At 67.1% G+C, this 22,506-nt stretch carries 21 protein-coding genes; 17 read left to right on the top strand and 4 right to left on the bottom strand.

Translation table 11 applies throughout. From position 1 onward, the window contains the following. Nucleotides 1–24: 24 nt before the first annotated feature. The 5 genes from FJ694_RS02480 to FJ694_RS02460 all read left to right on the top strand — a co-directional run bounded on the left by FJ694_RS02480 (nucleotide 25) and on the right by FJ694_RS02460 (nucleotide 4,658). Nucleotides 25–747: an SDR family NAD(P)-dependent oxidoreductase gene (locus tag FJ694_RS02480; RefSeq protein WP_232539865.1), complete on the top strand. Its 723-nt coding sequence runs from the start codon at nucleotides 25–27 to the stop codon at nucleotides 745–747. 44 nt (nucleotides 748–791) lie between these two features. After that, nucleotides 792–1,808: an SMP-30/gluconolactonase/LRE family protein gene (locus tag FJ694_RS02475; protein ID WP_157264063.1), complete on the top strand. Its 1,017-nt coding sequence runs from the start codon at nucleotides 792–794 to the stop codon at nucleotides 1,806–1,808. A gap of 48 nt (nucleotides 1,809–1,856) precedes the next feature. Then, nucleotides 1,857–3,110 carry an MFS transporter gene (locus FJ694_RS02470; protein ID WP_157264062.1) on the top strand — a complete coding sequence of 418 codons (1,254 nt, stop codon included), beginning with the start codon at nucleotides 1,857–1,859 and terminating at the stop codon, nucleotides 3,108–3,110. Then, nucleotides 3,082–3,918, top strand: coding sequence for an SDR family NAD(P)-dependent oxidoreductase (locus tag FJ694_RS02465; protein WP_259373145.1), 837 nt, complete (start codon nucleotides 3,082–3,084; stop codon nucleotides 3,916–3,918). The genes FJ694_RS02470 and FJ694_RS02465 overlap by 29 nt, the downstream gene beginning before the upstream one ends. A 128-nt stretch (nucleotides 3,919–4,046) precedes the next feature. Then, nucleotides 4,047–4,658, top strand: coding sequence for an NAD(P)-dependent oxidoreductase (locus FJ694_RS02460; protein ID WP_157264061.1), 612 nt, complete (start codon nucleotides 4,047–4,049; stop codon nucleotides 4,656–4,658). Between the two features lie 97 nt (nucleotides 4,659–4,755). Here FJ694_RS02460 and FJ694_RS02455 read toward each other — a convergent pair whose 3' ends face one another. Together FJ694_RS02455 and FJ694_RS02450 are read right to left on the bottom strand one after the other, a co-directional pair. Continuing rightward, entirely contained in the window at nucleotides 4,756–5,553 is a 798-nt protein-coding gene (locus FJ694_RS02455) for a 3-ketoacyl-ACP reductase (protein ID WP_157264060.1), read from the bottom strand. A 27-nt stretch (nucleotides 5,554–5,580) separates the two neighbouring features. Next, nucleotides 5,581–6,366 carry an IclR family transcriptional regulator gene (locus FJ694_RS02450; protein ID WP_157264059.1) on the bottom strand — a complete coding sequence of 262 codons (786 nt, stop codon included), beginning with the start codon at nucleotides 6,364–6,366 and terminating at the stop codon, nucleotides 5,581–5,583. A 126-nt stretch (nucleotides 6,367–6,492) separates the two neighbouring features. Here FJ694_RS02450 and FJ694_RS02445 point away from each other — a divergent pair, with 126 nt between their 5' ends. The 8 genes from FJ694_RS02445 (at nucleotide 6,493) to FJ694_RS02410 (ending at nucleotide 15,136) form a co-directional block, all read left to right on the top strand. Next, complete coding sequence (locus tag FJ694_RS02445) at nucleotides 6,493–7,305, top strand: SDR family NAD(P)-dependent oxidoreductase (protein ID WP_157264058.1); 813 nt, start codon at nucleotides 6,493–6,495, stop codon at nucleotides 7,303–7,305. A gap of 9 nt (nucleotides 7,306–7,314) precedes the next feature. After that, nucleotides 7,315–8,175 carry an alpha/beta fold hydrolase gene (locus FJ694_RS02440; RefSeq protein WP_157264057.1) on the top strand — a complete coding sequence of 287 codons (861 nt, stop codon included), beginning with the start codon at nucleotides 7,315–7,317 and terminating at the stop codon, nucleotides 8,173–8,175. Nucleotides 8,176–8,210: 35 nt separating this feature from the next. Further along, nucleotides 8,211–9,746: a flavin-containing monooxygenase gene (locus FJ694_RS02435; protein WP_198320695.1), complete on the top strand. Its 1,536-nt coding sequence runs from the start codon at nucleotides 8,211–8,213 to the stop codon at nucleotides 9,744–9,746. After that, nucleotides 9,743–10,720: a Bug family tripartite tricarboxylate transporter substrate binding protein gene (locus tag FJ694_RS02430; protein ID WP_157264056.1), complete on the top strand. Its 978-nt coding sequence runs from the start codon at nucleotides 9,743–9,745 to the stop codon at nucleotides 10,718–10,720. The genes FJ694_RS02435 and FJ694_RS02430 overlap by 4 nt, the downstream gene beginning before the upstream one ends. Before the next feature lie 42 nt (nucleotides 10,721–10,762). After that, nucleotides 10,763–11,536 (top strand): coniferyl-alcohol dehydrogenase, encoded by a 774-nt coding sequence (locus tag FJ694_RS02425; protein WP_157264055.1) that lies wholly within the window; start codon nucleotides 10,763–10,765, stop codon nucleotides 11,534–11,536. Between the two features lie 20 nt (nucleotides 11,537–11,556). Beyond that, nucleotides 11,557–13,011, top strand: a complete 1,455-nt coding sequence (locus FJ694_RS02420; RefSeq protein WP_157264054.1) for an aldehyde dehydrogenase — start codon at nucleotides 11,557–11,559, stop codon at nucleotides 13,009–13,011. Nucleotides 13,012–13,426: 415 nt separating this feature from the next. Then, on the top strand, nucleotides 13,427–14,233 hold the full coding sequence (locus tag FJ694_RS02415; protein WP_157264053.1) for an alpha/beta hydrolase: 807 nt from the start codon (nucleotides 13,427–13,429) through the stop codon (nucleotides 14,231–14,233). Nucleotides 14,234–14,923: 690 nt separating this feature from the next. Beyond that, nucleotides 14,924–15,136 carry a hypothetical protein gene (locus tag FJ694_RS02410; RefSeq protein ID WP_157264052.1) on the top strand — a complete coding sequence of 71 codons (213 nt, stop codon included), beginning with the start codon at nucleotides 14,924–14,926 and terminating at the stop codon, nucleotides 15,134–15,136. Between the two features lie 52 nt (nucleotides 15,137–15,188). Here the strand turns inward: FJ694_RS02410 and FJ694_RS02405 are convergent, their stop codons facing one another. Beyond that, nucleotides 15,189–16,352: a multidrug effflux MFS transporter gene (locus FJ694_RS02405; RefSeq protein ID WP_157264051.1), complete on the bottom strand. Its 1,164-nt coding sequence runs from the start codon at nucleotides 16,350–16,352 to the stop codon at nucleotides 15,189–15,191. A 74-nt stretch (nucleotides 16,353–16,426) separates the two neighbouring features. Beyond that, entirely contained in the window at nucleotides 16,427–17,278 is an 852-nt protein-coding gene (locus tag FJ694_RS02400) for a siderophore-interacting protein (protein WP_157264050.1), read from the bottom strand. Nucleotides 17,279–17,338: 60 nt separating this feature from the next. On the opposite strand from FJ694_RS02400, the gene FJ694_RS02395 reads away from it, so the two are divergent. The 4 genes from FJ694_RS02395 (at nucleotide 17,339) to FJ694_RS02380 (ending at nucleotide 22,492) form a co-directional block, all read left to right on the top strand. Further along, entirely contained in the window at nucleotides 17,339–17,797 is a 459-nt protein-coding gene (locus FJ694_RS02395; protein ID WP_157264049.1) for a MarR family winged helix-turn-helix transcriptional regulator, read from the top strand. A gap of 381 nt (nucleotides 17,798–18,178) precedes the next feature. Further along, on the top strand, nucleotides 18,179–19,936 hold the full coding sequence (locus FJ694_RS02390; protein WP_157264048.1) for a tannase/feruloyl esterase family alpha/beta hydrolase: 1,758 nt from the start codon (nucleotides 18,179–18,181) through the stop codon (nucleotides 19,934–19,936). A gap of 87 nt (nucleotides 19,937–20,023) precedes the next feature. Further along, nucleotides 20,024–21,007, top strand: coding sequence for a Bug family tripartite tricarboxylate transporter substrate binding protein (locus tag FJ694_RS02385; protein WP_157264047.1), 984 nt, complete (start codon nucleotides 20,024–20,026; stop codon nucleotides 21,005–21,007). A gap of 516 nt (nucleotides 21,008–21,523) precedes the next feature. Beyond that, on the top strand, nucleotides 21,524–22,492 hold the full coding sequence (locus FJ694_RS02380) for a Bug family tripartite tricarboxylate transporter substrate binding protein (protein WP_157264046.1): 969 nt from the start codon (nucleotides 21,524–21,526) through the stop codon (nucleotides 22,490–22,492). Nucleotides 22,493–22,506 lie beyond the last annotated feature (14 nt).

Below are 22,506 nucleotides of genomic sequence, written 5' to 3'. Positions count from 1 at the left end.
TCCCTCTCATCTTGCCGCGCCCGCGTGGCCCTGCTCACCGGTGCGGCCGGCGGTCTTGGCGAGGCGTTCGCGCTGCGCCTGGCCGCTGCAGGCCACACGCTGGTGCTCACCGACCGCACCAGTTGCGAGCCCCTGGCTCGCCGCATCACCGATGCCGGTGGGCAAGCCACGTCGGTGATCTGCGACCTCAGCGATCCGGCCGATGTGAGCCGCCTGGCGCTGCGAGCCACCGAGCAGGCCGGCCATGTCGACGTGCTGGTCAACAACGCCGCGTTCATGCCGATGGTGCCGCTGGACGAGCTCACGCACGAAGTGTGGCGCAAGATCATGATGGTCAACGTCGATGCGCCGCTGCTGCTCGCACAGGCCCTGGCACCGGCCATGGCCGAGCGGGGCTGGGGACGTATCGTCAACCTCGCTTCCAGCACGACCTGGGGTCCGCCGCCGGGCATGAGCGCCTACGCCACCAGCAAGATGGCCGTGATCGGCCTCACCCGAGCGCTGGCTGCCGAACTGGGCGGGCGGGGCATCACGGTCAACGCGATCTCGCCGGGCCTCACCCGTCATCCGGGCAGTGCCGCCAATCTGCCCGAGCAGGCGTTCGACGCCGTGCGTGCGCGCCAGTTCATCCCGCGCACCGAGCAGCCCGCGGACCTCGTGGGCGCGCTGGCCTTCCTGGCCTCCGACGAGGCGGGCTTCATCACCGGCCAGGTCCTGAACGTGGATGGCGGCGGCTTCGGCTTCTGACAACGCCTGCCATCGCCTTGCATCTCTTGCTTCATCGATTTGACATGACTGACACGCAAAACCCCCTGAAGGGCTGGCAGGTGGACCGCACGCAGCTGCGCACCCTCGGCCACGATCTGCAGCGCCCCGAATGCATCCTGGCCGAGCGCGACGGCACCGTGTGGACGGCCGATGCGCGCGGCGTGATGCGCATCGACTCCAACGGCAGCCAGACGCTCATCCGCCAACAGCAGGGCACGGAACGCACCCTTGACGCGCAGTCGCTCATCCTCGGCGGCAGCCTGCCCAACGGAATCGCCTTCAATCGAGACGGCGACATCGTCATTGCCAACTTCGGCACCGATGCCATCGAGCTGATGACCCGGGATGGCCAGTCCCGCACCCTCTACGACCGCATCGATGGCGAACCGCTGGGCAAGACCAATTTCGTGCTGACCGACTCGCGCGGCCGCATCTGGTTCACCGTGACCACGCGACTTCAGCCCTGGACGCGCTGCATCAACGAAAAGACGCCCGACGGCTACGTCGGCGTGATCGACGAGCGGGGCATCCGGATCGTGGCCGACGGCTTCGTGGGCACCAACGAGATCCGCTTCGACGCGAAGGAAGAGTGGCTCTATGTGGTCGAGTCCAACGCGCGGCGCATTTCGCGGCTGCGGGTGGCCGAAGACGGCTCCTGCACCGATCGCGAGATCTTCGGACCTTCCAACCTGGGCGGCATCCCGGACGGCTTTGCCTTCGACGCGTACGGCAACCTGTGGATCACCCTGATCATGGCCGAACGCCTGGTGGCGCTCACGCCCGAAGGAGAATTGCTGACGCTGCTGGACGATGGCAAGCCCGAAGCCATCAAGGTGTTCGACGAGCATTTCTATGCCGGCACGATGACGCCTGAGGTCATGGCCATCTGCAAGGGCGAGATCGCGCCGTGGATGGCCAGCCTGACCTTCGGCGGACCGGATCTGCGCACCGTCTATCTGGGCAGCCTGATGGGCACGACGCTGCCGTACTTCCGCTCGCCTGTACCCGGCTTGCCGATGTCCCACTGGACGCGTCGCTGACCTGGACCAGCAAGCGCACAGCCGCCACGACAACACGAGGAGACAGGCATGTACCACAGCGTGGGCCACACCGTCAGCACGCGGCCCTCGGGCCGGGCCGAACCGGGCTTCATCCAAGCACTGATCCTGCTGATCACCAGCGGGCTGACCGTGCTGGTGACTGCCATCCTGGGCCCGAGCCTGCCGGCCATGCAGGCGCACTTCGCGGGCGTCCCAGGCGCCGACTTCCTGGTGCCGCTGACCATGACGGCACCGATGCTCATGATGGCGCTGCTGAGCGTCTTTGCCGGGGAGCTGGCCGATCGCGTAGGGCGCAAGCGCCTGCTCATCGGTGCGACGGTGCTTTACGCCGCCATCGGCACGGCTCCCCTGTACCTGGAGTCGCTCACGACCATCATCGCCAGCCGCGTGGCGCTGGGCGCGCTCGAAGCGGTGCTAATGACCGTCAGTACCACGCTGATCGGCGATTACTACAGCGGCGCGCGGCGCGAGCGCTACATGGCGCTGCAGACCACTGTGGCTGCCACGTCGGCGTTCCTGCTCAACATGCTGGGCGGCCTGGTGGCGTCCTTCGGTTGGCGTGCGCCCTATGCCGTGTTCGCGGTCAGCTTGGTGCTTGCGCCGCTGATGGCGGCCTTCCTGTGGGAGCCGCCGGGCCGTGCCAGCATGAGTGCTGCGCAGTTCGCCCAGGACAGCATGAGCTTTCGGCCGCGCCGCCTGGCTCTGGTGTGCCTGCTGGCGGTGGTGCTGGGTATCGTCTTCCTGATGGTGCCGGTGCATTTCGGCTATCTGCACGAGGCCCTGGGCGAGCGCTCGCCCGCGCGTATCGGGCTGGCTTATGGCATCAACAGCCTGGGCGTGGTCACGGGCACCATGTTGTTCGGCTGGATCATCGCGCCGCGGCTGCGCCTGCCCCTGCAACTGGCCCTGGGTGCAGCCTTGGCCGCCGCCGGATTCCTGGCCATGAAGGCCGCCACTGGCTGGGGCAGTCTCACGGCAGCCGGCTTCGTCAATGGCCTGGGCGCCGGTGTCCTGTTGCCTGCCATGGTGACGTGGAACATGCGCGAGCTGCCGCTGTCGCGGCGCGGCATGGGCACTGGTGCCTTCCAGTCCTGCCTGTTCCTGGGCATGTTCGTGAACCCGCTGCTGGTGGTTGGCCTGGAGAAGCAGCTCATGGTGCCCAGAGTGCACGTCATCGGTCTGGCCGGCCTGGTGTTGATGGGCTTTGCCTTGCTGGCGCTGATGCTGTCCTGGCGGCGAGGGGATACGGCAGGTGCGACCTCGCGGCGGCGGGGGCAGTGAGTTGAGCGGGCACGGTATCAAGCCCGCTCTGCCGGGCCGCCCTGGCGACAGACTGCATGGCAAGGTAGCGGTGGTCACCGGTATTGGCGCGGGCATAGGCCGCGGCATTGCTCTCATGTTCGCCCAGCAAGGCGCCAGGGTGCTGGGCTGCGACATCGACGCTGAGGGTGCGCAGGCCACCGTCGAGGCGGCGGCCGCGCTGGGTGCACCTATCGAGAGTCTGCATCCGCTGAACCTGACGCAGCCGGCTGAAGTGCAAACGCTCATGGGGCATGCGATCGAGCGCCTCGGCGGTCTGGACATCCTGGTCAATGCCGCGGCGTTCGGCGCCTTCGAGTGGCTCGAAGCCATGGACTACGAGCGGCATTGGCGGCGTACCCTCACTGGAGAAATCGACGTCGTCTTTCTCGCCTGCCAGGCGGCGTGGCCGCATCTCAAGGCCCGAGGCGGCTCGGTCATCAACTTCGCCTCTGCCAATGCGCGCATGGCACTGCCCAGGTCGGCCGCGCTGGCGCACTGCGCCGGCAAGGGCGCAGTGTTGGCCATGAGCCGGCAGCTGGCGATGGAAGGGGCACCGCACGGTATCCGCGTCAACACCATCTCGCCGGCCCTCGTGGAGACGGCGGCCACCCGGCAGCCGCTTAAGGATGTCCCGGGCTTTCGGGAACAGGTGATGGAGAAGTTCATGCTCAAGCGGCTTGGCCAGCCGGAAGACATCGGGTGGCTGGCCGTCTACCTGGCCTCCGACGAATCCAGCTGGGTCACGGGCGCCGACTTCAATATCGACGCTGGCGCAACGGCTTGGTGAAGCACCGGACAGGCTCGGACTGAATGGCAGGCCGCAAAGCCGACGCGTTGGCTACTGTTGCTGGCCTCGCATGGGCACCCGGGCACGGCTATCCAATGAAGCAAATCAAAAGTCAGGAGGAAGATTCCATGAAGATCGTCATCTTTGGCGCCACCGGACGCATCGGCTCGCGCCTGCTGAGCGAAGCGCTGGCACGCGGCCACGAGGTCACTGTCATTGCCCGTGAGCCCGCCAGGCTGCAGATGCGCCAGGGGCTTACCGTGAAGAAGGGCGATCTTCGCGATGAAGCGGCATTGATTCCGCTGGTCGCTGGGCACGATGCCGTCTTGACGGCGGTCCACTTCACCGATGCCGACGCCGAGAAGTTTCTTCGCATCGTCAGGGGCGCCGGCGTTGCGCGGCTGCTGGTGACCGGAGGGGCCGGCAGCCTCTTGGTCGCCCCAGAACGGCAGCTTGTGGACAGTCCTGACTTTCCGGCTGCATTCCGCGCGGAAGCCGAGGCCGGACGGGCATTCCTGCAGTCGCTGCAGGCTTGCAGAGATGTCGAGTGGACATTCCTGAGCCCGTCGCTGGTCATCGTGCCAGGAGAGCGTACTGGCAGGTTTCGCCTGGGACGGGATGAATTGCTGCGTGACGACGCAGGGAACAGCCGCATTTCCATGGAGGACTTCGCCATGGCCATGCTCGACGAGCTGGAGCAGCCCCGCCACGCTCATGCCCGCTTCACGGTGGGCTACTGAGCGGCACGAATTCAACCGCCGGTTAGGTAGCTTGAATCGGCCTGTACGGCTCTGACAGCCGACAATGCCATTGATGCGGCCGGCGGCTGCGAAATCGTCAGGTGGCCCGGGCGATGTTGAGCCCGCCGGCTACCCAGAAAGGCTGGCCCGTGGTGTAGGGCATCTTGCCCGACGCCAGCACGGCGACGACGTCTGCCACGTCCTGCGGCGTGCCCCAGCGCGGCATCGGTACGCGGCCCTCCCTGATCCACTGGTCGATGACGTTGCTGCCGGCCGAGGCCGTCATGTCGGTCTGAATGAAGCCCGGACGGACCTCGTGCACCTGGATGCCGTGCGCCGCTAGCCGGGCGGCGAAGAGCCGGGCCACGGTCGACAGTGCCGACTTGCCAATGCAGTAAGGCGCGCGCTCCACAGAGACCAGCTCCGCGGCGATCGAAGTGATGACGACGATGCAGCGATGGAGCCCAGGCGCGGCCGGTGCGTCTAGCAGCCGCCGCGCAAAAGCCTGCGTCAGGAAGAAGGTGCCACGCAGGTTGATCGCCAGCGAGCGGTCAAAAGCTTTTGCATCGACCTCGAGCACATCGGTCAGCGGGCGGCTCGCGATGCCCGCGTTGTTGACCAAGCAGGCCAGCGGGCCGGTGAAATCCCGGGCGATGTACGACAGCACGCCGTCATGTGCCTGGATATCGGAAATGTCGAGCTGGTAGTAGCGAGCGCGGCCACCACTGGCAGGCAATGAGGTCAGCGTGTCGTCGGTGCTGTTTCCTGGCGCATCGAGGTCCACCAAGGCAAGGTCGAAACCTTCGGCAGCCAGGCGGTGAGCAATGGCGTGGCCGATGCCGCGCAGACCACCGGTGACGATGGCGACGGGTCGGGGCGGTGGAGGCGTGTGCATGCCGGTCTCCTGAAAGTGTGATCCGGATCAGTCGATGAAAGCGCTCATGTCGCGGGCTGTGGCCAGCAGCCGTGGAGCCAGGGCCTGGACGCGCTCGGGACTCAGGCGCTGCTCGACGGCCGATATGGACAGCGCCAGGTAGGGCGACTGCGTTCGCGAGGGCACAGGGGCAGCCATCCCGGCCACACCGGGCATGACGACGTTGGGGCCGGCGCAGTAGCCCAGCGCGGCGACCTCGGCCAGCTTCTCGCGAATGGCCCGTTCCACGCCCCAGCGGTTCTTGTCGATCCAGTCCGGTGGTGCGTCGAGCGCCATGCGCTGGATGCGAACGCGTTGCTCCTCCTCGCCCATCGCGGCCAGCAGCGCCAGGCCGGCGTAGCCGGCCGTGAGCGGCTTGGTGTCGCCCGCCGCCACCAGATGCGTGCGGATGGGGTAGTCGCCCTCGACGCGCAGCAGGTAGTGGACGCCGTCGAGCCGGCGCAGCGCGACGTACACGACGTCACCGCAATGGTCAGCCAGTGACTGCGCGAGCTGTCGCACGGACTGCAAGTCGCGTATCGGGCTGGGTGCTGTCAGCCCCAGGGAAAACAGCGCTGGGCCCAGCGTCCAGCGCCGGTCAGGCCGCTGCTGCACGTAGCCAACGGCCAGCAGCTCTCCCAGCAGGCGATGCACCGTTGGCCGTGCAATCCCTGTGTCCAGTGCAAGTTCCTTGAGCCGAGCGCCGCTCAGGCCCCGGTGCGAGACCGCTGCAAGCAATCGCGCCACGCGCTCCACGACCTGGGGCCGCTCCTGTGCGGGCTGTTGTTCGCCCATTGCCTCGCTCCTTGGTCCTTTGCCAAAAGTCCGTTTAACGGACTCTTTAGCCGCTGCTTGATTCTTGTCAGAGCAAATACTACGGCCGTAATGCAGCGGTCGGTCAACTTTCCATGACAACCAGAAATGCTACTTGGTCCGCCCAGTGGACTTTATGAATCGGAGACAAGCATCGTGAATTCAGCGCTACCCTTAGCAGATCAGGCGGCCATCGTCACAGGGGCCGGAGGCGGCATCGGCCGCGCGGTCTGCGTCAAGCTGGCGGCGCTGGGCGCTGCCGTGCTGGCTGCGGACATTGACGAGGCGCAGGCGCAACAGACGGCGGCTGCCGTGGAGGCTACGGGCGGTTGTGCCGTGGCCGTTGTGGGCAACGTCTGCGACGAGGCATTCAGCGGCCGGCTCCTGTCACTGGCGCTGGAGCGTTTGGGGCGCCTGGACATCCTGGTCAATAACGCCGGCCGAGGCAGCGCGATGGTGCCCCTCTGGGAAATCGATCCGGCGGCCTGGCGGCGCGACCTTGATCTCAATCTCACCAGCCAGTTCCTGATGTGCCGAGCCGTGGTGCCGCACATGAAGGCCACCGGTTACGGGCGCATCCTCAATGTCGCATCGGCTGCCGGCATGGAGGGCCATGCGATGTCAGGGGCCTACGCCGCGGCCAAGGCCGGCGTGGTGGCAATGACCAAGACGCTGGGCAAGGAGCTCGCACGCCACGGTGTGCTGGTCAACGCCATCGCACCGGCCTTGATCGACTCGCCGCTGCTGCGCAGCGAATGGTTCGATCCTGCGGTGAAGGAGGAGTTGTTGCGCCGCATTCCCATGGGCCGTCCCGGCCGGCCGGAAGAAGTGGCCGAGATGGTGGCTTTCCTGGTCAGCCCCGGGCTGAGTTTCTCCACCGGCGCCGTGTTCGACCTCTCCGGCGGCCGCGCCACCTACTGAGATCACGCCATGAACAGACCTCTTTCCAACGACAACGGTCGCAGCAGCGCCAGCGTGCGCGTGGACGGCACCGAGGTGCGCTACCACCAGGCCGGCGCGGCGCGCAACGGTCAGCCGCCGCTGGTGCTGGTGCAAGGCACCACCGGCAGCACCGACAGCCACTTCGGCTACCTGTTCCCGATGCTTGCCTTTGAGCGCCGCGTCATCTCCGTGGACCTGGCGCGCCCGGCGGATGGCGCTGCGCTGACCATTGAGCATTTGGCGCGGCAGGTGCAGGCCGTGATCGACTCGGCTGCGGGCTCCGAGCCGGTGGACCTGCTGGGCTACTCACTGGGTGCCGTCGTGGCGGCCAGCGTGGCCGCTGCGCAGCCGCAGGCCGTGCGCGCGCTGGTGCTGGTGGCGCCGTGGATGAAGACCGACGCCCACCAGCGGCTGCGCAACCGCATCTGGCGCGAGCTGCGCGAGGCCGGCGCCGAGGCGTTGCGCCCCTTCATGCTGTTCTGCGCCTTCAGCCCTGGCTTCATCGCCGCACGCACCGAGGAAGAGCTCGCCGCCATCGCCAGCCGCATCACGGTCGACGAGTTCGTGGACCTGCAGATGGTGCTCAACACCGGTATCGACATCGCGGCGCAGGTGCCGCGCATCCGTGCCGCCACGCTGGTGGTGGGCTGCACGCACGACCAGATGGTCCCTGTGCAGCATGCCCGCGGGATGTTCGGCGCCATCGACGACGCGCGCTATACGCAGATCGACTCCGGCCATGGGGTCGTGTTCGAGCGCGCGGCCGAACTGCTGTGCCAGGTCTCGCGCTTCCTGGGCGACCCGGCGGCCCACCCGGCCGGCACGCTCATCCCTGCCGTACAGCCATGAACGCGATGCAACCCCTTCTCACGAGGACAACCCCCATGGACTCACAAGACCTTGCGATGGACGGCGTGCAGGACACGCACCGCGACATCCTCATCGTCGGCTGCGGCTTTGCCGGGCTCGGCATGGGCATTCGGCTGCTGCAAAGCGGCCGCAGCTCGTTCCTGATCCTGGAGCGTGCGCAGGACGTGGGCGGCACCTGGCGCGACAACCACTATCCCGGCGTCGCGTGCGACGTGCCCTCGCACCTGTACTCCTTTTCCTTCCGTTCCAACCCGGCATGGTCGCGCGTGTTCTCGCCGGGAGGCGAGATCCAGCAATACCTGCGCGACTGTGCGCGTGACGAAGGATTGCTGCCCTACATCCGCTTCCAGACCGCGATGCTCGACGCACGATGGAGCGAAACGCAGCAACGCTGGACAGTGCACACCACGCGCGGGGACTTCTCCTGCCGGGTGCTGATTGCCTGTCCCGGCCACCTGGCCGACGAGCATCTGCCGGACATCGAAGGACTCTCCAGCTTCACGGGCGAGGTGTTCCACTCCGCGCGCTGGCGCCATGACGTGCCGCTGCAGGGCAAGCGCATCGGCGTGGTGGGTTCGGGCGCCTCGGCGATCCAGATCGTGCCGGAGATGGCCAAGGTGGCCAGCGAGCTGGTGGTGTTCCAGCGCAGCGCGCCCTACATGATCCCGCGCGCGGATCGAGCCTACACGCCGGCCGAGCAGCGCCTCTTCGAGCGCGACCCAGAAGCAGTGCGGCGTGCACGCGCGGACATCTTCTGGACTGGCGAGTACAACTTCATCCAGCGACGCAACGTGCCGCGCTTCGTGGAGGAAGCCAAGGCGCAGGCGCTCGGCCACCTGCACGCGCAAGTGCCTGAAGGGCCGCTGCGCCAGGCGCTTACGCCGGGCTACGAGATCGGCTGCAAGCGCGTGCTGATCTCCAACGACTACTACCCCGCGCTGCAGCAGCCGCACGTCACGCTGGAGCCGTCTGCGCTGGCACGCGTCGAAGGCAGCCACGCGGTGAGCGCAAGCGGCCGCCGCTTCGAGCTCGACGTGCTGGTGTGCGCCACCGGCTTCGAGGCCACGCGACCGCCTTTCGCCCGGCTGATCCACGGCCGCGACGGCACGAGCCTGGATGCGCACTGGTCGCAGGGCATGCAGGCCCACGACTCCATCGCGGTGCACGGCTGGCCCAACCTCTTCATCATCAACGGTCCCAACACCGGTCTGGGCCACAACTCGGTGGTCTACATCATCGAGGCCCAGGTGGACTACATCCTGGGCGCCCTGGCGCATGCCGAGCAGCACAGCATTGCCGTGCTGGAGGCCGACGCGCGGGCGCAGGAGCGCTACATGGCCGAGTTGGACGCGCGCAGCCAGGGCAGCGTGTGGCTGGCTGGAGGCTGCCGCAGCTGGTACGTGGACGAGCGCAGCGGCCGCCTGACGCTGGTCTGGCCCGGCTACGCCTGGGCCTTCCGCGACGCCAACAGCCGCTTCCATCCCGAGGACTACCTGCAGACACCGGTGGCCGTGACCGCCGGTGCACACCATCAAGAGGAGACCGCATGATCCGACACCGCCGCCACCTGCTGGCGCTGGCCGCCGCCAGCAGCCTGGGCCTGCCCGGCCTGCATGCCGCTGCCCAGGGAGGCGCCGCCCCGGCGCGCATCCTGGTCGGCTTCAGCGCCGGCGGCTCCTTCGATGCCACCGCACGGCTGCTGGCCGAGAAACTGCGCAGCGAGCTCAAGCGCCCGGTGCTGGTGGAGAACCGCCCCGGCGCCGGCGGCCGGCTGGCCATGGACGTGCTCAGGTCCGCGCCGCGCGACGGCAGCGTCGTGATGCTGGGCCCGGACGCGCTGGTGGCGCTCTACCCCTACACGCTGCGCAAGCTCAGCTACGACCCGAGAAAGGACCTGGTGCCCATCGGCACTGTCTCGGAGTTCCCGTTCTCGCTGGTCGTGGGTGCCACCGGCGGGCCGCGCACGCTGGCCGAGTACGTGAGCTGGGCGCGGGCCCATCCGGCCCAGGCCAACTACGGCGTGCCTGCGCGCGGCGCGCCGCACCACTTCTTCGGCATCACGCTGGGCCAGGGCATCGGCGTGGATCTGCAGGACGTGCCGTTCCAAGGCAGCGCGCCAATGCTCGTGGGCGTGATCGGCCAACAGGTCAGTGCTGGCATCGACGTGATGGGCAGCGTGCTGGAGCAGCACCGCAGCGGCAAGCTGCGCATGCTGGCCGTGTCGTCGCAGCAGCGCATGCCGCAGGCACCTGACGTGCCCACCTTCGCCGAGCTCGGCTACAAGGGCATCACCGGCATGGGCTTCAACGCGCTGTACGCACCCGCGGGCACGCCGGCCGAGGCGGTGGCTGCATGGAGCCGGGCGCTGGGCAACGTGCTGGCCATGCCGGACGTGCGCGAGCAGCTCGCCGCCATGGGGGTGCTGCCAGTGGGCAAGGGCCCGGAAGAGCTGGCCGCACGTGGCGCGGAGGCCGCTGCGCGCTGGGAGCCGGTGATCCGCGCATCAGGCTTCCAGGGCGACTGAGCCGCTATCGCTTCCTCAACCATGACTCCAGGAGACCACACCATGCTGCAAGGCAAGACTGTCGTCGTCACCGGTGCCGCCTCGGGCATCGGCGCGGCCACCGCGGCGCTGGCCGCCGAACACGGCGCCCGCGTCATCTCGGTGGACGTCAACACGCCGCAACGGTCCGTCGGGCGCTTCGTACGCGCCGACCTCTCCGACAAGGCCTCCATCGACCGCCTGGTGGCCGAGCTGCCGCCGGGCCTCGACGGCCTGGCCAACATCGCCGGCCTGCCGCCCACCCGCGCGGCCGCGTCGGTGCTCACGGTCAACCTCGTGGGATTGAAGTACCTGACCACGCAACTCGTGCCCAAGCTCTCCGACGGAGCGTCCATCGTCAATCTCGCCTCGCTGGCCGGGCTGGAGTGGGCTCAGTCACTGGACGCCATCCGCGCCAGCGAGTCGCTGGACTTCGACGGCGTGGAGGCTTTCTGCAGTCGCTTCGGCATCGAGGGCGCGCGCAGCTACTTTTTCTCCAAGGAGGCACTCATCGCCTGGACGATGCAGCACCGCTGGACCTGGCGCGCACGCGGCATCCGCATGAATGCCGTGAGCCCGGGCCCGGTGGACACGCCCATCCTGCCGGACTTCATCCAGACGCTGGGCGCGCGCGCCGAGGAGGACATGCGCACCATGGACCGTCCCGGCACTCCGGACGACATCGCGCCGGTGGTGGCCTTCCTGCTATCCAACGGCTCACGCTGGATCCGCGGCACCAACGTACCGGTGGACGGCGGCATGCATTCCAACATCCTGTGCCAGATCCACGGCCTGTGACCTCAACCTGCCGAGCTGCCATGACAACAACCATCTCGATGCTCATCAACGGCGAGGCCACGCAGGCGCGCGGCGGCGCCACCTTCGAGCGCCTCAATCCCCTGGACGGCGTCGTCGCCACTCAGGCCCCGGCCGCCACGGTGGAGGACGCGCTGGCGGCAGTAGAGGCTGCAGCGGCCGCGTTTCCGGCCTGGTCCGCCACGGGGCCCGGCGAGCGCCGCCGTTTGCTCGTCAAGGCGGCTGACGCGCTGGAAGCTCGGGACGACGCCTTCGGACAGGCGATGGCGGCGGAGACCGGGTCGTCGGCGCTGTGGGCCGCCTTCAACGTGCACCTGGCCGCCGACATGCTGCGCGAGGCCGCGGCCATCACCACCCAGATTTCGGGCGAGGTCATTCCCTCCAACGTGCCTGGCAGCGTGGCCATGGCCCTGCGCCAGCCCGCGGGCGTGGTGCTGGCGATCGCGCCGTGGAACGCGCCGGTGATCCTGTCCGTGCGTGCCATTGCCGTGGCGCTGGCCTGCGGCAACACGGTGGTGCTCAAGGGCAGCGAGATCTGCCCGGCCACGCATGGGTTGATCGTGCAGGCCTGCCAGGCGGCGGGCTTTCCGCGCGGGGTGGTCAATTTCGTGACCAACGCGCCGGCGGACGCGGGCGAGATCGTCGAGGCCATGGTGGCGCACCCGGCGGTGCGGCGTGTCAACTTCACGGGCTCGACGCGGGTCGGGAAGCTCATTGCCGCGACCTGCGCGAAGTACCTCAAACGCAGCGTGCTGGAACTGGGCGGCAAGGCGCCGCTGGTGGTGCTCGACGACGCCGACGTGGACGCGGCCGTGGCAGCCGCCACCTTCGGCGCCTTCGCCAATTCGGGGCAGATCTGCATGTCCACCGAGCGGTTGATCGTGGACGAGGCGGTGGCCGATGCGTTCGTGTCGAAGCTGGCCGAGCGCGCGAAAGCGCTGCCGCTGGGCGATCCGCGCAAAGGGCCGGTGGTGCTGGGCTCGGTGGTGGACATGGCCAGCGTGCACCGCTGCAACGAGCTCATCGACGACGCGGTGGCCAAGGGCGCTCGGCTGGTGTGCGGCGGCAAGGCCGACAGCACGCTCATGCCCGCGACGCTGCTGGACGGCGTGACGCGTGAGATGCGCCTCTACCACGAGGAAAGCTTCGCCCCGGTGAAGGCCATCGTGCGTGTGAAGGGCGTGGAGGCAGCGGTGGCCTGCGCCAACGACAACGACTACGGCCTGTCGGCCGCGGTGTTCGGGCGCGACGTGGCGCGCGCGCTGCAGGTGGCACAGCGCATCGAGAGCGGCATCTGCCACGTCAACGGCCCGACCGTGCACGACGAGGCGCAGATGCCGTTTGGCGGCGTCAAGGGCAGCGGCTGGGGGCGCTTCGGCGGCAAGGCCGGCATCGACGAGTTCACCGAGCTGCGCTGGATCACGGTGCAGACCGGGGCAAGGAAGTACCCCTTTTGACGGGTACCGGTCACTGGGATCTTTGTCCCGGGCAACACGCTGCTGGAAACGGCACGGATCCCACTTCGCCGGTGGAGCCCGGCACCTGCTCTCGCGCAGGTGCCTCGTGAATGGAACGGGACGAAGCACTGCGCCACCGTGCAAGGATCCGTCACCAATTCAAATAAGGACGCCGTCGTGGCATTTCTGATTTCAGGGACGCGCAGCTGCCAGACTCCAGCAATCGCCACGACATATTTGGCAGGTCCAATGCTTGCATGCAAAGCAGTAGCTTCAAACAATGATGAGTCTTGGAAAGCAGACATGGGCTGTTATTTGCGCGGCGGTCATGGCTTTGGCTGCGCAAGCTGAACCCGCCCCGGGCGGATTGCCGCCCATGCCTTTGTCGGTTCGACAGGCGGGCTTGCAGCCCGCTGTGGCTGACGTCGTCTATGGCAGCTTGTCGCCCGCGCAGCGCCTGGACCTTTACCGACCTGCCACGGGCAAGGGACCCTGGCCTGTCGTGGTCTACGTGCATGGTGGCGGCTTTCGTTTCGGCGAGCGCACGATGGCCAGCGCAGCCTTGGTGAAGTCGTTCTTGCAAGCCGGCTACGCCGTCGCCTCGGTGGACTACCGGCTTTCGGGGGAAGCCCCTTTCCCGGCGGCGGTGCAGGACGTGTTCTCCGCCGTGGCTCACATCAAGCGTCAGGCCACGGCGCTGCAACTCGACGCGAGCCGCTTGGTGATGTTCGGGGAGTCGGCCGGTGCCAACCTGGCTTCGCTCGTGGGCACCGCCCACGATGAACCGCTCTTCCGCCAGCTGGTTCCGACGCAGGATCTGGACTTGCGACCTACTGCAGTCGTTGCGCATTACCCACCCGTGGACTTCAGCCGCATTGACTCAATGCTGCGCGCGCAGGGCTGCAATCCCGCGCAGATCAACCACGACCGTGGGGACAGCTTCGAGTCGGCCTACCTGGGTGCCGCGTTGCCTACGGTGCCTGATCGCGTGGCCCGAGCCAATCCCGCGACGTATGCGTCAGCGGGCGATTCGCGCTTTCTCGTTCAAAATGGCGACAGCGACTGCAACGTCGGTTCCGGCCAAGCTGCCATCCTGGTCGATGCCTTGCGAAAGGCCGGCGTGACGGTGAGCCACGACGTGCTGCCGGGCGCTGGCCATGGAGGCCCACAGTTCGAAACTGAGGTCAACATCGCCAGAATCCTGGCGTTCCTGAGGTCCTGATCTGGTCTCGGCTACCAGCCGCAACCTTGATTGAAACCCTTTGGCAGCAGGCCCGCGATGGACAGGCGGACATTGCCAAGGACGTGACGCGGGTGATCGGGCCACAGGCCTTGACCGGTCTTGCCCAGCGGCAGAAGTTCACTGGCTCGTCCAACCACCAGGCGGTATCGCACGCGCACGCGCACGCGCACGCGCACGCGCACGCGCACGCGACACGAGCCTGTCAAGCATATCGCCATAGTCCTGGACAGCCGGTCGAATCCTGGTTCCCAGCGCCGGGCAGCACCGCTTTCCGTCATGTCCTTTGTCGCATGGCACGGCGCACGCGAGCCGACACCACAGCTTGGCCGCGATATGAATTCGTTATCGCGCCTCGCTTCATGTCATCTTATGCCCGTGATCAGCGGCTTCTAAAGTCGTGTCTCTCATGACATTGATCAACACAAGTCGGTGCTCCGGGAGTCAGTAGACAGCCGGCATCTGAAACAAGTTGATCAAGTAACGTCCAGAGACATTCAAGTGTCTCTGCTGACCGGCTATTGCCTTCACGACGATCGGCAGATCCTTTGCATTGCATGGCACAGCCACGCACCAGCATCCTGCCGACTTCCACATCCGCTTGATAGCTCAAGCCTATCCAGTCCATCGAGCGTGGCGGACTGCGATGCCAACGTTGTTGTGGTTACCTTGATGAACACCATGCCGAAGGAGTACGAAGTAGCGCTGTCCGATCTGGAGCGCCGTGCGGCGTGCGGAGAAATCTCGCTGGCACAGGCCAAGCAGGAAATTCTTGCGTTGCGAGACCGCTTCGCACCAGGCGGACTGCGGCAGGTCATGGAGTGGGCGGCCAACGCCGCCGTCGCCGATGGGGTCGCAGCCAAAGCCCAGACACCGCAAGCCTGAGGGCTTGCAAGCTTTTCCCGTATGCAAGCTCAGGAGGGCTGGGCTCTCCAGGTCAGTCCGCGCTAGCGGGCGATTGACGCATCGTCCACCATGCCAGCAGTGCGCATGTGGCGATGCCGACGCCCATGGCCAGCGGACCGGCTTCGCCAACCAGTCCCACGAGCGCACCGGCTACGGCCCCGCAGGCAAACTGCAGCGTGCCGAGCAGGCCGGAAGCCGTACCGCGCTGCTGCTGCTCGTGCCCGCTCATCGCCAGCGCAGTTGTGTTGGCCGTGACGAAGGCCAGGGCTGCCAGGAAAGTCACCAAGCCAGTCAACATGGCCCACAGGGCACCAATGTTCAGCAAGCCCAGCAGCGCCAGGAACAGCCCGGCTGCAGCCATCGCAGGCATGGACCAGCGCAAGATGTCGCGAGGGGCGTGGCGACGCACCAGCCTTGCATTGACCTGCGCTGCAACCACCAGCGTCAGTGCATTGGCCGCAAAGACGACGCCGAAGGATTGAGGACTGAGCCCGTAGTGGCGGATGAGCACGAAGGCGCTGGCACTGATGTAGACGAACATGCCCGCGCGGCTCATCGCGCCGGCCAGCGCCGGCACCACAAAGCGGCGTTGCCGCATCAGTCGCATGTACCCATCAAGCACGGCGCTCCAGCCCTGTGGTGGGCGTTGCCGAGCCGACACCGGCAGTGTCTCGGGCAGCGTGCGCCACACCAGAAGCCACGCCAGCGCGGCCACGAGGGCCAGCAGCACGAAGATGCCGCGCCAGCCTACCCATGCCTGTACAGCGCCTCCCAGGGATGGTGCAGCGATGGGCGCCAGGCCCAGCACCGCCATCAGGTGCGACATGACACGAGCCGTGTCGGCGTCGCTGCGCACCCGGTCGGCCACGATCGTCATGGGCATGACCACGCCGACGCAGCCGCCCAGCGCTTGCAGCAGCCGCCAGGTCAACAGCTCGCCCACACTATGAGCCTGCGCGCAGCCCAGCGCTGCCAGCGTGAACAGCGCCAGTCCCGCCAGCAGTGGAAGCCGGCGGCCGAAGCGGTCCGCCAGCGTGCCGTAGACCAGCTGGCCGCCAGCCATGCCGGCCAGGTAGGTTGCCAGCGTGGCTTGTACCGCGCCGCTGCTGGCATGCAGTTCTGCCGCGATGGCCGGCAGCGTCGGCAGATACATGTCGATGGCCAGCGGTGCTAACGCCATCAGCAGGCCCAGCAACAGCAACAGGCCTGCCCCAATACCCACAGCAGCGGGCGGTGCAGTTCTGGAAGAGGGGGAGCTGGGATTTGGCATCAGTCCAGGTTCTCGTGGTGGGCGGCAGCTCCACGCTGCCAATAGGCTGCCGCTCTAACCTGGCCTTTGGCCAAGCCGTGGTGGCCGGTCAACACCTCACGCACTGCGCGCACGGTGCGGCTTTCGGTCGCGGCAAAGGCATGGCCGCGGCCGCGCGGTGTAGGCAGCGCACGCACGGCGTCCACCAGCGGTGCGGCCAGCGCCATGGCGTCACCCGTGGCTGGCCGCGCCACGCGCAGCAGGCGCCGGGCGCCGGCAAGGTCCAGCGGCGGCAGCGCCTCGTCGAGCGTGGCGGTTTCAATGACCACCGTCACATCCACGTCCTTCGACAACTCCTCCAGGCGCCGCGCTATGGCAGGCAGTGCCGCCTCGTCACCGATGAGCCACTGCCACTCCAGGTCCGCAGGCACCACCATGGAGCCGCGGGGCCCGGCCACGTGCACGATGTCCCCCACCCGTGCTGAAGCGGCCCAGCGCGCGGCAGGCCCTTCGCCATGCAGATGGAAGTCGATTTCCAACGTGCGGGCGGCGTGATCCACCCTGCGTGGCGTGTAGTCGCGTGCCACCGGAGGCGGCAGTCCGGCTGCGGCAAAGTCTGGCCGGCCATCCGGGCCGGGTGGAGGCAACACGAGCTCGCCATGCCCGGCAGCGGGCAGCAAGAGCTTGAGATGGTCGTCGAAGCTCTCGCTCGCCAGGTCGGCCAGACTGTCACCGCCAAGCGTCAGGCGCCGCATGTGTGGCGACAGCTCCAGTACGGCTGCCACCACGAGCCTTCGAGCCCGGAGAGGGTGGCGCACGCGTCGAATGGCAAGGGCGGTGTTGTCAGGGACGGAAGAAGGTTGATGGTCCATAAGATCCAGTAACTTGATAAAGTCAACATATAGTCCGCTATAAACTTGATACTGTCAACCATGCCTGCAAGGACCCATGCCGCCGATGTGGCCGATGCCGTGGTGGAGCAGCTCGACGCGCTGCTACACATGTTTCACGCCGAAATGCACCGCGCCATGCGCGAAGCCCGGCTGCCCCTGGGGTCGATGGAACTGCGCGCGCTGCGCCACATCGCGGACCATCCTGGCTGTACGGCTGGCGACTTGGCGCGCCACAGCGGACGTGACAAGGGCCAGGTCACGCGGCTGCTGCAGCAGTTGGAGAAGGACGGCTACCTACGCCGTGATCCTCACCCCCAGGACGCGCGCGCTCAGTGTCTCCAGGTCACCCCGGCCGGCGCAGCCGTGCATGCTCGGCTGCGACAGGAGCGCCGGGCTCTGGCGCGGGCGCTGCTCTCGACACTGGAGACCCAGGAGCAGGCGCAGCTGGCCGTGCTGCTGCAGCGGCTGGCTGGGGGTGCATCGGCCGAATCGTCATGAGCCGGTTCCCATTCCAGAGAAGTCCCTCATGACGGATGCTGGCTGCGGTGGACTGCTGCACGTTCGTCGCCGAACACGAACACGAACAAGCCAAGGCGTTGCTCCTGTCGATGCTGTTGCTGCTGCATGGCGGCACCAACAAACAGGGAACTACGGCGCTGTCGCAGCGGCGTCGCCGTCAGCAGCCCGCAGGTAGAGGCAACGCGTGCCGTATTAGGTGTTCACCTTATATCGGCCGGTTATCGCGCTTCGTGTTTTGTCATCTTATGGGTACCGCCGGGCCTCCATAAAGTCGCGGCGCAGTGACGCAGATCAAACGGCCAGCGCGCCCGAAGTGCTTGCGCCAGCAGTCACGACGCACACCCCAAGGAGACGTTTTCCGTGCCGGCAACCCCGAAGTTCCACAGCCCGCTGACCCCGATTGCACTGGCCATCCCGCTGCTCGCCCTCGTAGCTTGTGGAGGCGACGGCGGCGACACAACGACGACCACCACGCCGACAACACCGACGACCACCACGCTGACCAGCATTGAGCAGAAGCTGCCCTGCGCCAACCTGGTGGGGCAGACTATCCCGAGCAGCGCCATCGGGCTGCCCACCACGGGCGCTGCCGTCATCACGGCCACCGACACCACGGACACCGACTCGGCCGGCCAGGCACGTAACTACTGTCTCGTCACGGGCAACATCTGGCCGGTGGACCCCACGGCGTCGCCGATCCGTTTCGAAGTCAACCTGCCCAAGTCCTGGAACCAGCGCGCGTTGCAGTACGGCGGCGGCGGCACCAACGGCTCGGTCGTCACGGGCCTGGCCCAGTTCAGCGAGGGTCCGGCCAACATCGCCACGCCGCTGGCTCGCGGCTACGTCACGCTGGGCAGCGACTCGGGCCACAGCTCCACCGGCAAGCCGCCCTTCGACACCAGCTTCGCCCTCAACCAGGAGGAACTGCTGAACTTCGGCCAGCAGCAGGTCAAGAAGACCGTGGACGTGGCGAAGGCCCTCACGCAACTGATGTACGGCCAGAAGCCGAAGTTCACCTACTTCGCCGGTGGCTCGCAGGGCGGCCACGAGGCCTTCGATGCGGCGCAGCGCTACCCCGACGATTACGAAGGCGTGATCGCCAACTACCCGGCCTACAACCCACAGAACATGTGGCAGGGCGCGCTGTCGCAGGCCAAGGCCATCTATGGCAACCAGTCGGGCGTGGCCAGCACGGCCTGGAGCAACCCGGCCAAGATAGCCACGCTCGTGGCCGCCGTGCGCACCGCCTGCGACGGCCTGGACGGCGTCAGCGACGGCATCATCAGCAACGTGCCGGCCTGCAACCAGGCCTTCACGCTCGACACGGTCAAGTCCACGCTGCGCTGCGCCGGCGGCGCCGACACCGGCGACAACTGCTTCTCCGACGCGCAGATCGCGGCCGTCGAAAAGATCGGCTCGCCGGTGCAGTACGGCTTCGCGTTCTACGGCGGCAGCACCACCTACCCGAAGTGGCCGATCCTCGAAGGGGCCACCTTCCTGGGCAATCACCTGGGCAAGACCAACACCGCCGACGCCAGCAAGATTCCGTTCGTGCCCGACGGCACGGCGTTCCAGTACTTCCCCGGCAAGGGCGCGGTCACGGGCTTCATCACCCAGAACCTGAGCGCCGACCCGCTGGCCTTCGACCCGAATCTCTGGGTCGGCCGCATCCAGCAGGTCTCGTTCTGGACCGATGCCGTCAGCACCGACCTCAGCCGCTTCGCGGCCAAGGGCGCCAAGATGCTGCTCACGCACGGCACCATCGACGACTCGATCACTCCTTACAACACCATCGCCTACTGGAACAAGCTCGTGGCGGCCAACGGCCAGTCCAAGGTGGACGAGTTCGCGCGCTTCTACCTGATCCCGGGCAAGGGCCATGGCCAAGGCATCTTCAACGCCAAGGCCGACCTGCTTTCCGCGCTGGAGGCCTGGGTCGAGAAGGCCCAGGCGCCGGGCCAGCTGGTCGCCGTCGAGGGCAACACCACCGATGCCGCTACTGCCGGCCGCACCCGTCCGCTGTGTCAGTACGGCAGCTACCCGAAGTACACCGGCCCGGCCAATCCGAGCCAGGCCCAGGCCAACGACGCGGCCAACTTCACCTGCACGGCGCTGTAATTCGCCGCTACGCCGCGGACAGCGGGTAGCCGCCCCGGCTTCGCGCTGTCCCGGCCCCATAGACCATTAAGCTCCAGGAGACACCCCATGAAGAATGCATTTTCCCTGCTGGCCGGCACGGCGCTGGCTGCCCTGTCGCTGCTTGGCGCCGGTACGGCGCATGCACAGGAATTCCCCACGAAGCCGGTGCGCATCCTCACGCCTTTCCCGGCCGGTGCCGGCCCTGAGGCGGTGTTGCGCCTGGTGGCCGAGCGGCTGCAGAAGAAGTGGGGCAAGCCGGTCGTCATCGAGAACAAGCCCGGCGCCAACGGCTTTATCGCCATTGACGCCTTCAAGCGCGGCGCCACTGATGGCCACGACCTGATACAGATTGACAACGTGCACCTCGCGGCCTATCCGCACCTGTTCAAGAAGCTGCCCTACGACGCAGCCAAGGACTTCGACGTCGCCGCGCCGCTGTTCCGCAACTACTTCTTCGTTGGCGTGGGCGCGGGCAGCAAGTACAAGACGGTTGGCGACATCGTGGCCGACGCCAAGGCGCGGCCGACGGCGCTGAACTACGGCTCCTGGTCGGTGGGCAATCCGGTGCACCTGGGATCGGCACTGCTGGAGTCGATGACCGGCACGCAGATGCAGCACGTGGTCTACAAGGAGACTTCGCAGCTCTACGCCGCGGTGGCTTCGGGCGAGCTCGACTGGTCGCTGGGCTCGCTGGCCACCGCCGGCCCGCTGCAACGAGCGGGCAAGGTGAAGTTCATTGCCGTGACCGCCCCAAAGCGCCTGGCCGCCTTCCCGGACGTGCCCACCGTGGCCGAGTCGGGCGGGCCGGCCGGCTACGAGGTCACGGGCTGGACCGTGATCGCCGCCCCGAAGGGCCTGCCCAAGCCGGTGGCCGAGAAGATCCAGAAGGACATCAACGAGGCGTTGGCCGACCCGGAGATCAAGCAGCGCTACGCCACCTTCGGCTACGAGCCTTTCCCGGCCACGCGCGAGCAGTTCAGCGCCTTCGTCGCCTCCGAGTCGGCCAAGTACGCCGACGTGATCAAGCGCGCAAAGGTGTCCTTGGATTGATCGAATGGCCGGCGACCGTAAGACGATACGAAGCCCCGACGAAAGGCCTCTGTCTCTTCATGTTCGCCGGCGCAAAGCCTGAATGCGCAGGCATTTCATCCATGTGTGGTCCAAGAGGGCTGGCACTGGATGGTGCCTGTTCGGCTTCATCGCCCGGTTGTCCCGAGTTGCCGGGCCGTGCAGTGCCGCTGTGGCCTGCAGCGTACTCGGCAACTCGGCTTTTTCGTTTCAGGCCCATCGTCAAGTTGCTCGTACAACTTTGTTGTGCGCCATGCGCAAATTGGTTGCAAGTCTCCATGCACCCATTGGTATCGTTGCGCAGGGCTTGGCTTGCATGTGCCATAGACAGTCTGCACCTTGGTCTGCAAGGCTGCGTGCCGTGCGGTGGCACGCTTCGTGGCGTCGCCCCGCATTTCGCCCGATCACTTCGCTGGACAGCTTCTACAAGTACGCACTGAAGTGCTTGGCCGAGAAGCTGCTGTTGGTCTCAAGGAACGTAGTTCTGGGAAACGGTTCATGAACATCATCACTCGACGACAGGCGCTTGTCGCCGCATTGGCCCTTGGCGCTGGCACGGCTGCGAGCGCCCAGGGCTTTCCCGTCAGGCCTGTTCGCATCCTGGTCGGCTATAGCCCGGGCGGCGCGGTGGACATCATTGCCCGGGCCGTGGGGCAGCACCTGCAGGCCAGTCTGGGGCAAACGGTCCTGGTAGAAAACAAGCCCGGGGCGGCAACCAACATCGCCATCAAGACGCTGATCGATAGCCCGGCCGATGGCTACAACCTGATGCTGGCCGCCAATGCGCTGGCGGCCAACGTGACGCTGTTCCAGCCCCCGCCTTATGACCTGAGCCGCGTCACGCCCATTGCGCAGGTCGGGCGCGTGCCCGTGGTGCTGGCAGCCAACGCGCAGGCGGGGATCGATTCGATCAAGGCGCTGATTGCACAGTCGAAGGCCAAGCCCGGGTCCATCAACTACGGCACGCCGGGCAACGGCGCCACGCCGCACCTTGCGGTCGAGCTGTTCCAACGGGCCGCTGGCATCGAGCTGACGCATGTGCCGTACAAGGGAGGCTCGCAGGCGATCACGGACGTCATCGCGGGTCACGTCCAGACGGTGGCGGTCAATGCCCTGGAAGTGCTGCCACACGTCAAGTCGGGCAAGCTGCGCGTGCTGGCCGTGCTCAGCGACAAGCGCTCGCCCATTTTCCCGGACGTGCCGACCATCGCCGAGTCCGGCTTCGCCGGCTTCGAGGCCTCGGTCTGGTACGGGCTCGTGGGCCCGGCGGGCCTGCCCAGCGCGGTGGTGACGCGGCTGCACCAGGAAGTGCAGAAGGCCCTGGCTACGCCCGAGATGCAGCAGCGGCTGGCTGCAGCCGGCGGCGAGGTGGTGCCCGGTTCCACGGCCCAGTTCGCCGACATGCTGCGCCGCGAACAGGAACGCTACGGCAAGCTGATCCGCGATGCGGGCATCAAGCCGGATTGAGCGCGGCGATGATG

This window comes from Azohydromonas aeria (assembly GCF_009760915.1).
In the GTDB taxonomy this organism is placed as follows: domain Bacteria; phylum Pseudomonadota; class Gammaproteobacteria; order Burkholderiales; family Burkholderiaceae_C; genus Azohydromonas; species Azohydromonas aeria.
Note: the sequence above shows the minus strand (reverse complement) of the source record. Positions and strands in the feature narration are given on the sequence as shown.

Excerpts from the sequence above, each read along its gene's own strand:
- FJ694_RS02475 (WP_157264063.1), top strand. The coding sequence starts at position 792 with ATGACTGACACGCAAAACCCCCTGAAGGGCTGGCAGGTGGACCGCACG.
- FJ694_RS02470 (WP_157264062.1), top strand. The coding sequence starts at position 1,857 with ATGTACCACAGCGTGGGCCACACCGTCAGCACGCGGCCCTCGGGCCGG.
- FJ694_RS02460 (WP_157264061.1), top strand. The coding sequence starts at position 4,047 with ATGAAGATCGTCATCTTTGGCGCCACCGGACGCATCGGCTCGCGCCTG.
- FJ694_RS02455 (WP_157264060.1), bottom strand. The coding sequence starts at position 5,553 with ATGCACACGCCTCCACCGCCCCGACCCGTCGCCATCGTCACCGGTGGT.
- FJ694_RS02450 (WP_157264059.1), bottom strand. The coding sequence starts at position 6,366 with ATGGGCGAACAACAGCCCGCACAGGAGCGGCCCCAGGTCGTGGAGCGC.
- FJ694_RS02445 (WP_157264058.1), top strand. The coding sequence starts at position 6,493 with ATGCTACTTGGTCCGCCCAGTGGACTTTATGAATCGGAGACAAGCATC.
- FJ694_RS02440 (WP_157264057.1), top strand. The coding sequence starts at position 7,315 with ATGAACAGACCTCTTTCCAACGACAACGGTCGCAGCAGCGCCAGCGTG.
- FJ694_RS02435 (WP_198320695.1), top strand. The coding sequence starts at position 8,211 with ATGGACTCACAAGACCTTGCGATGGACGGCGTGCAGGACACGCACCGC.
- FJ694_RS02430 (WP_157264056.1), top strand. The coding sequence starts at position 9,743 with ATGATCCGACACCGCCGCCACCTGCTGGCGCTGGCCGCCGCCAGCAGC.
- FJ694_RS02425 (WP_157264055.1), top strand. The coding sequence starts at position 10,763 with ATGCTGCAAGGCAAGACTGTCGTCGTCACCGGTGCCGCCTCGGGCATC.
- FJ694_RS02420 (WP_157264054.1), top strand. The coding sequence starts at position 11,557 with ATGACAACAACCATCTCGATGCTCATCAACGGCGAGGCCACGCAGGCG.
- FJ694_RS02410 (WP_157264052.1), top strand. The coding sequence starts at position 14,924 with ATGAACACCATGCCGAAGGAGTACGAAGTAGCGCTGTCCGATCTGGAG.
- FJ694_RS02400 (WP_157264050.1), bottom strand. The coding sequence starts at position 17,278 with ATGGACCATCAACCTTCTTCCGTCCCTGACAACACCGCCCTTGCCATT.
- FJ694_RS02395 (WP_157264049.1), top strand. The coding sequence starts at position 17,339 with ATGCCTGCAAGGACCCATGCCGCCGATGTGGCCGATGCCGTGGTGGAG.
- FJ694_RS02385 (WP_157264047.1), top strand. The coding sequence starts at position 20,024 with ATGAAGAATGCATTTTCCCTGCTGGCCGGCACGGCGCTGGCTGCCCTG.
- FJ694_RS02380 (WP_157264046.1), top strand. The coding sequence starts at position 21,524 with ATGAACATCATCACTCGACGACAGGCGCTTGTCGCCGCATTGGCCCTT.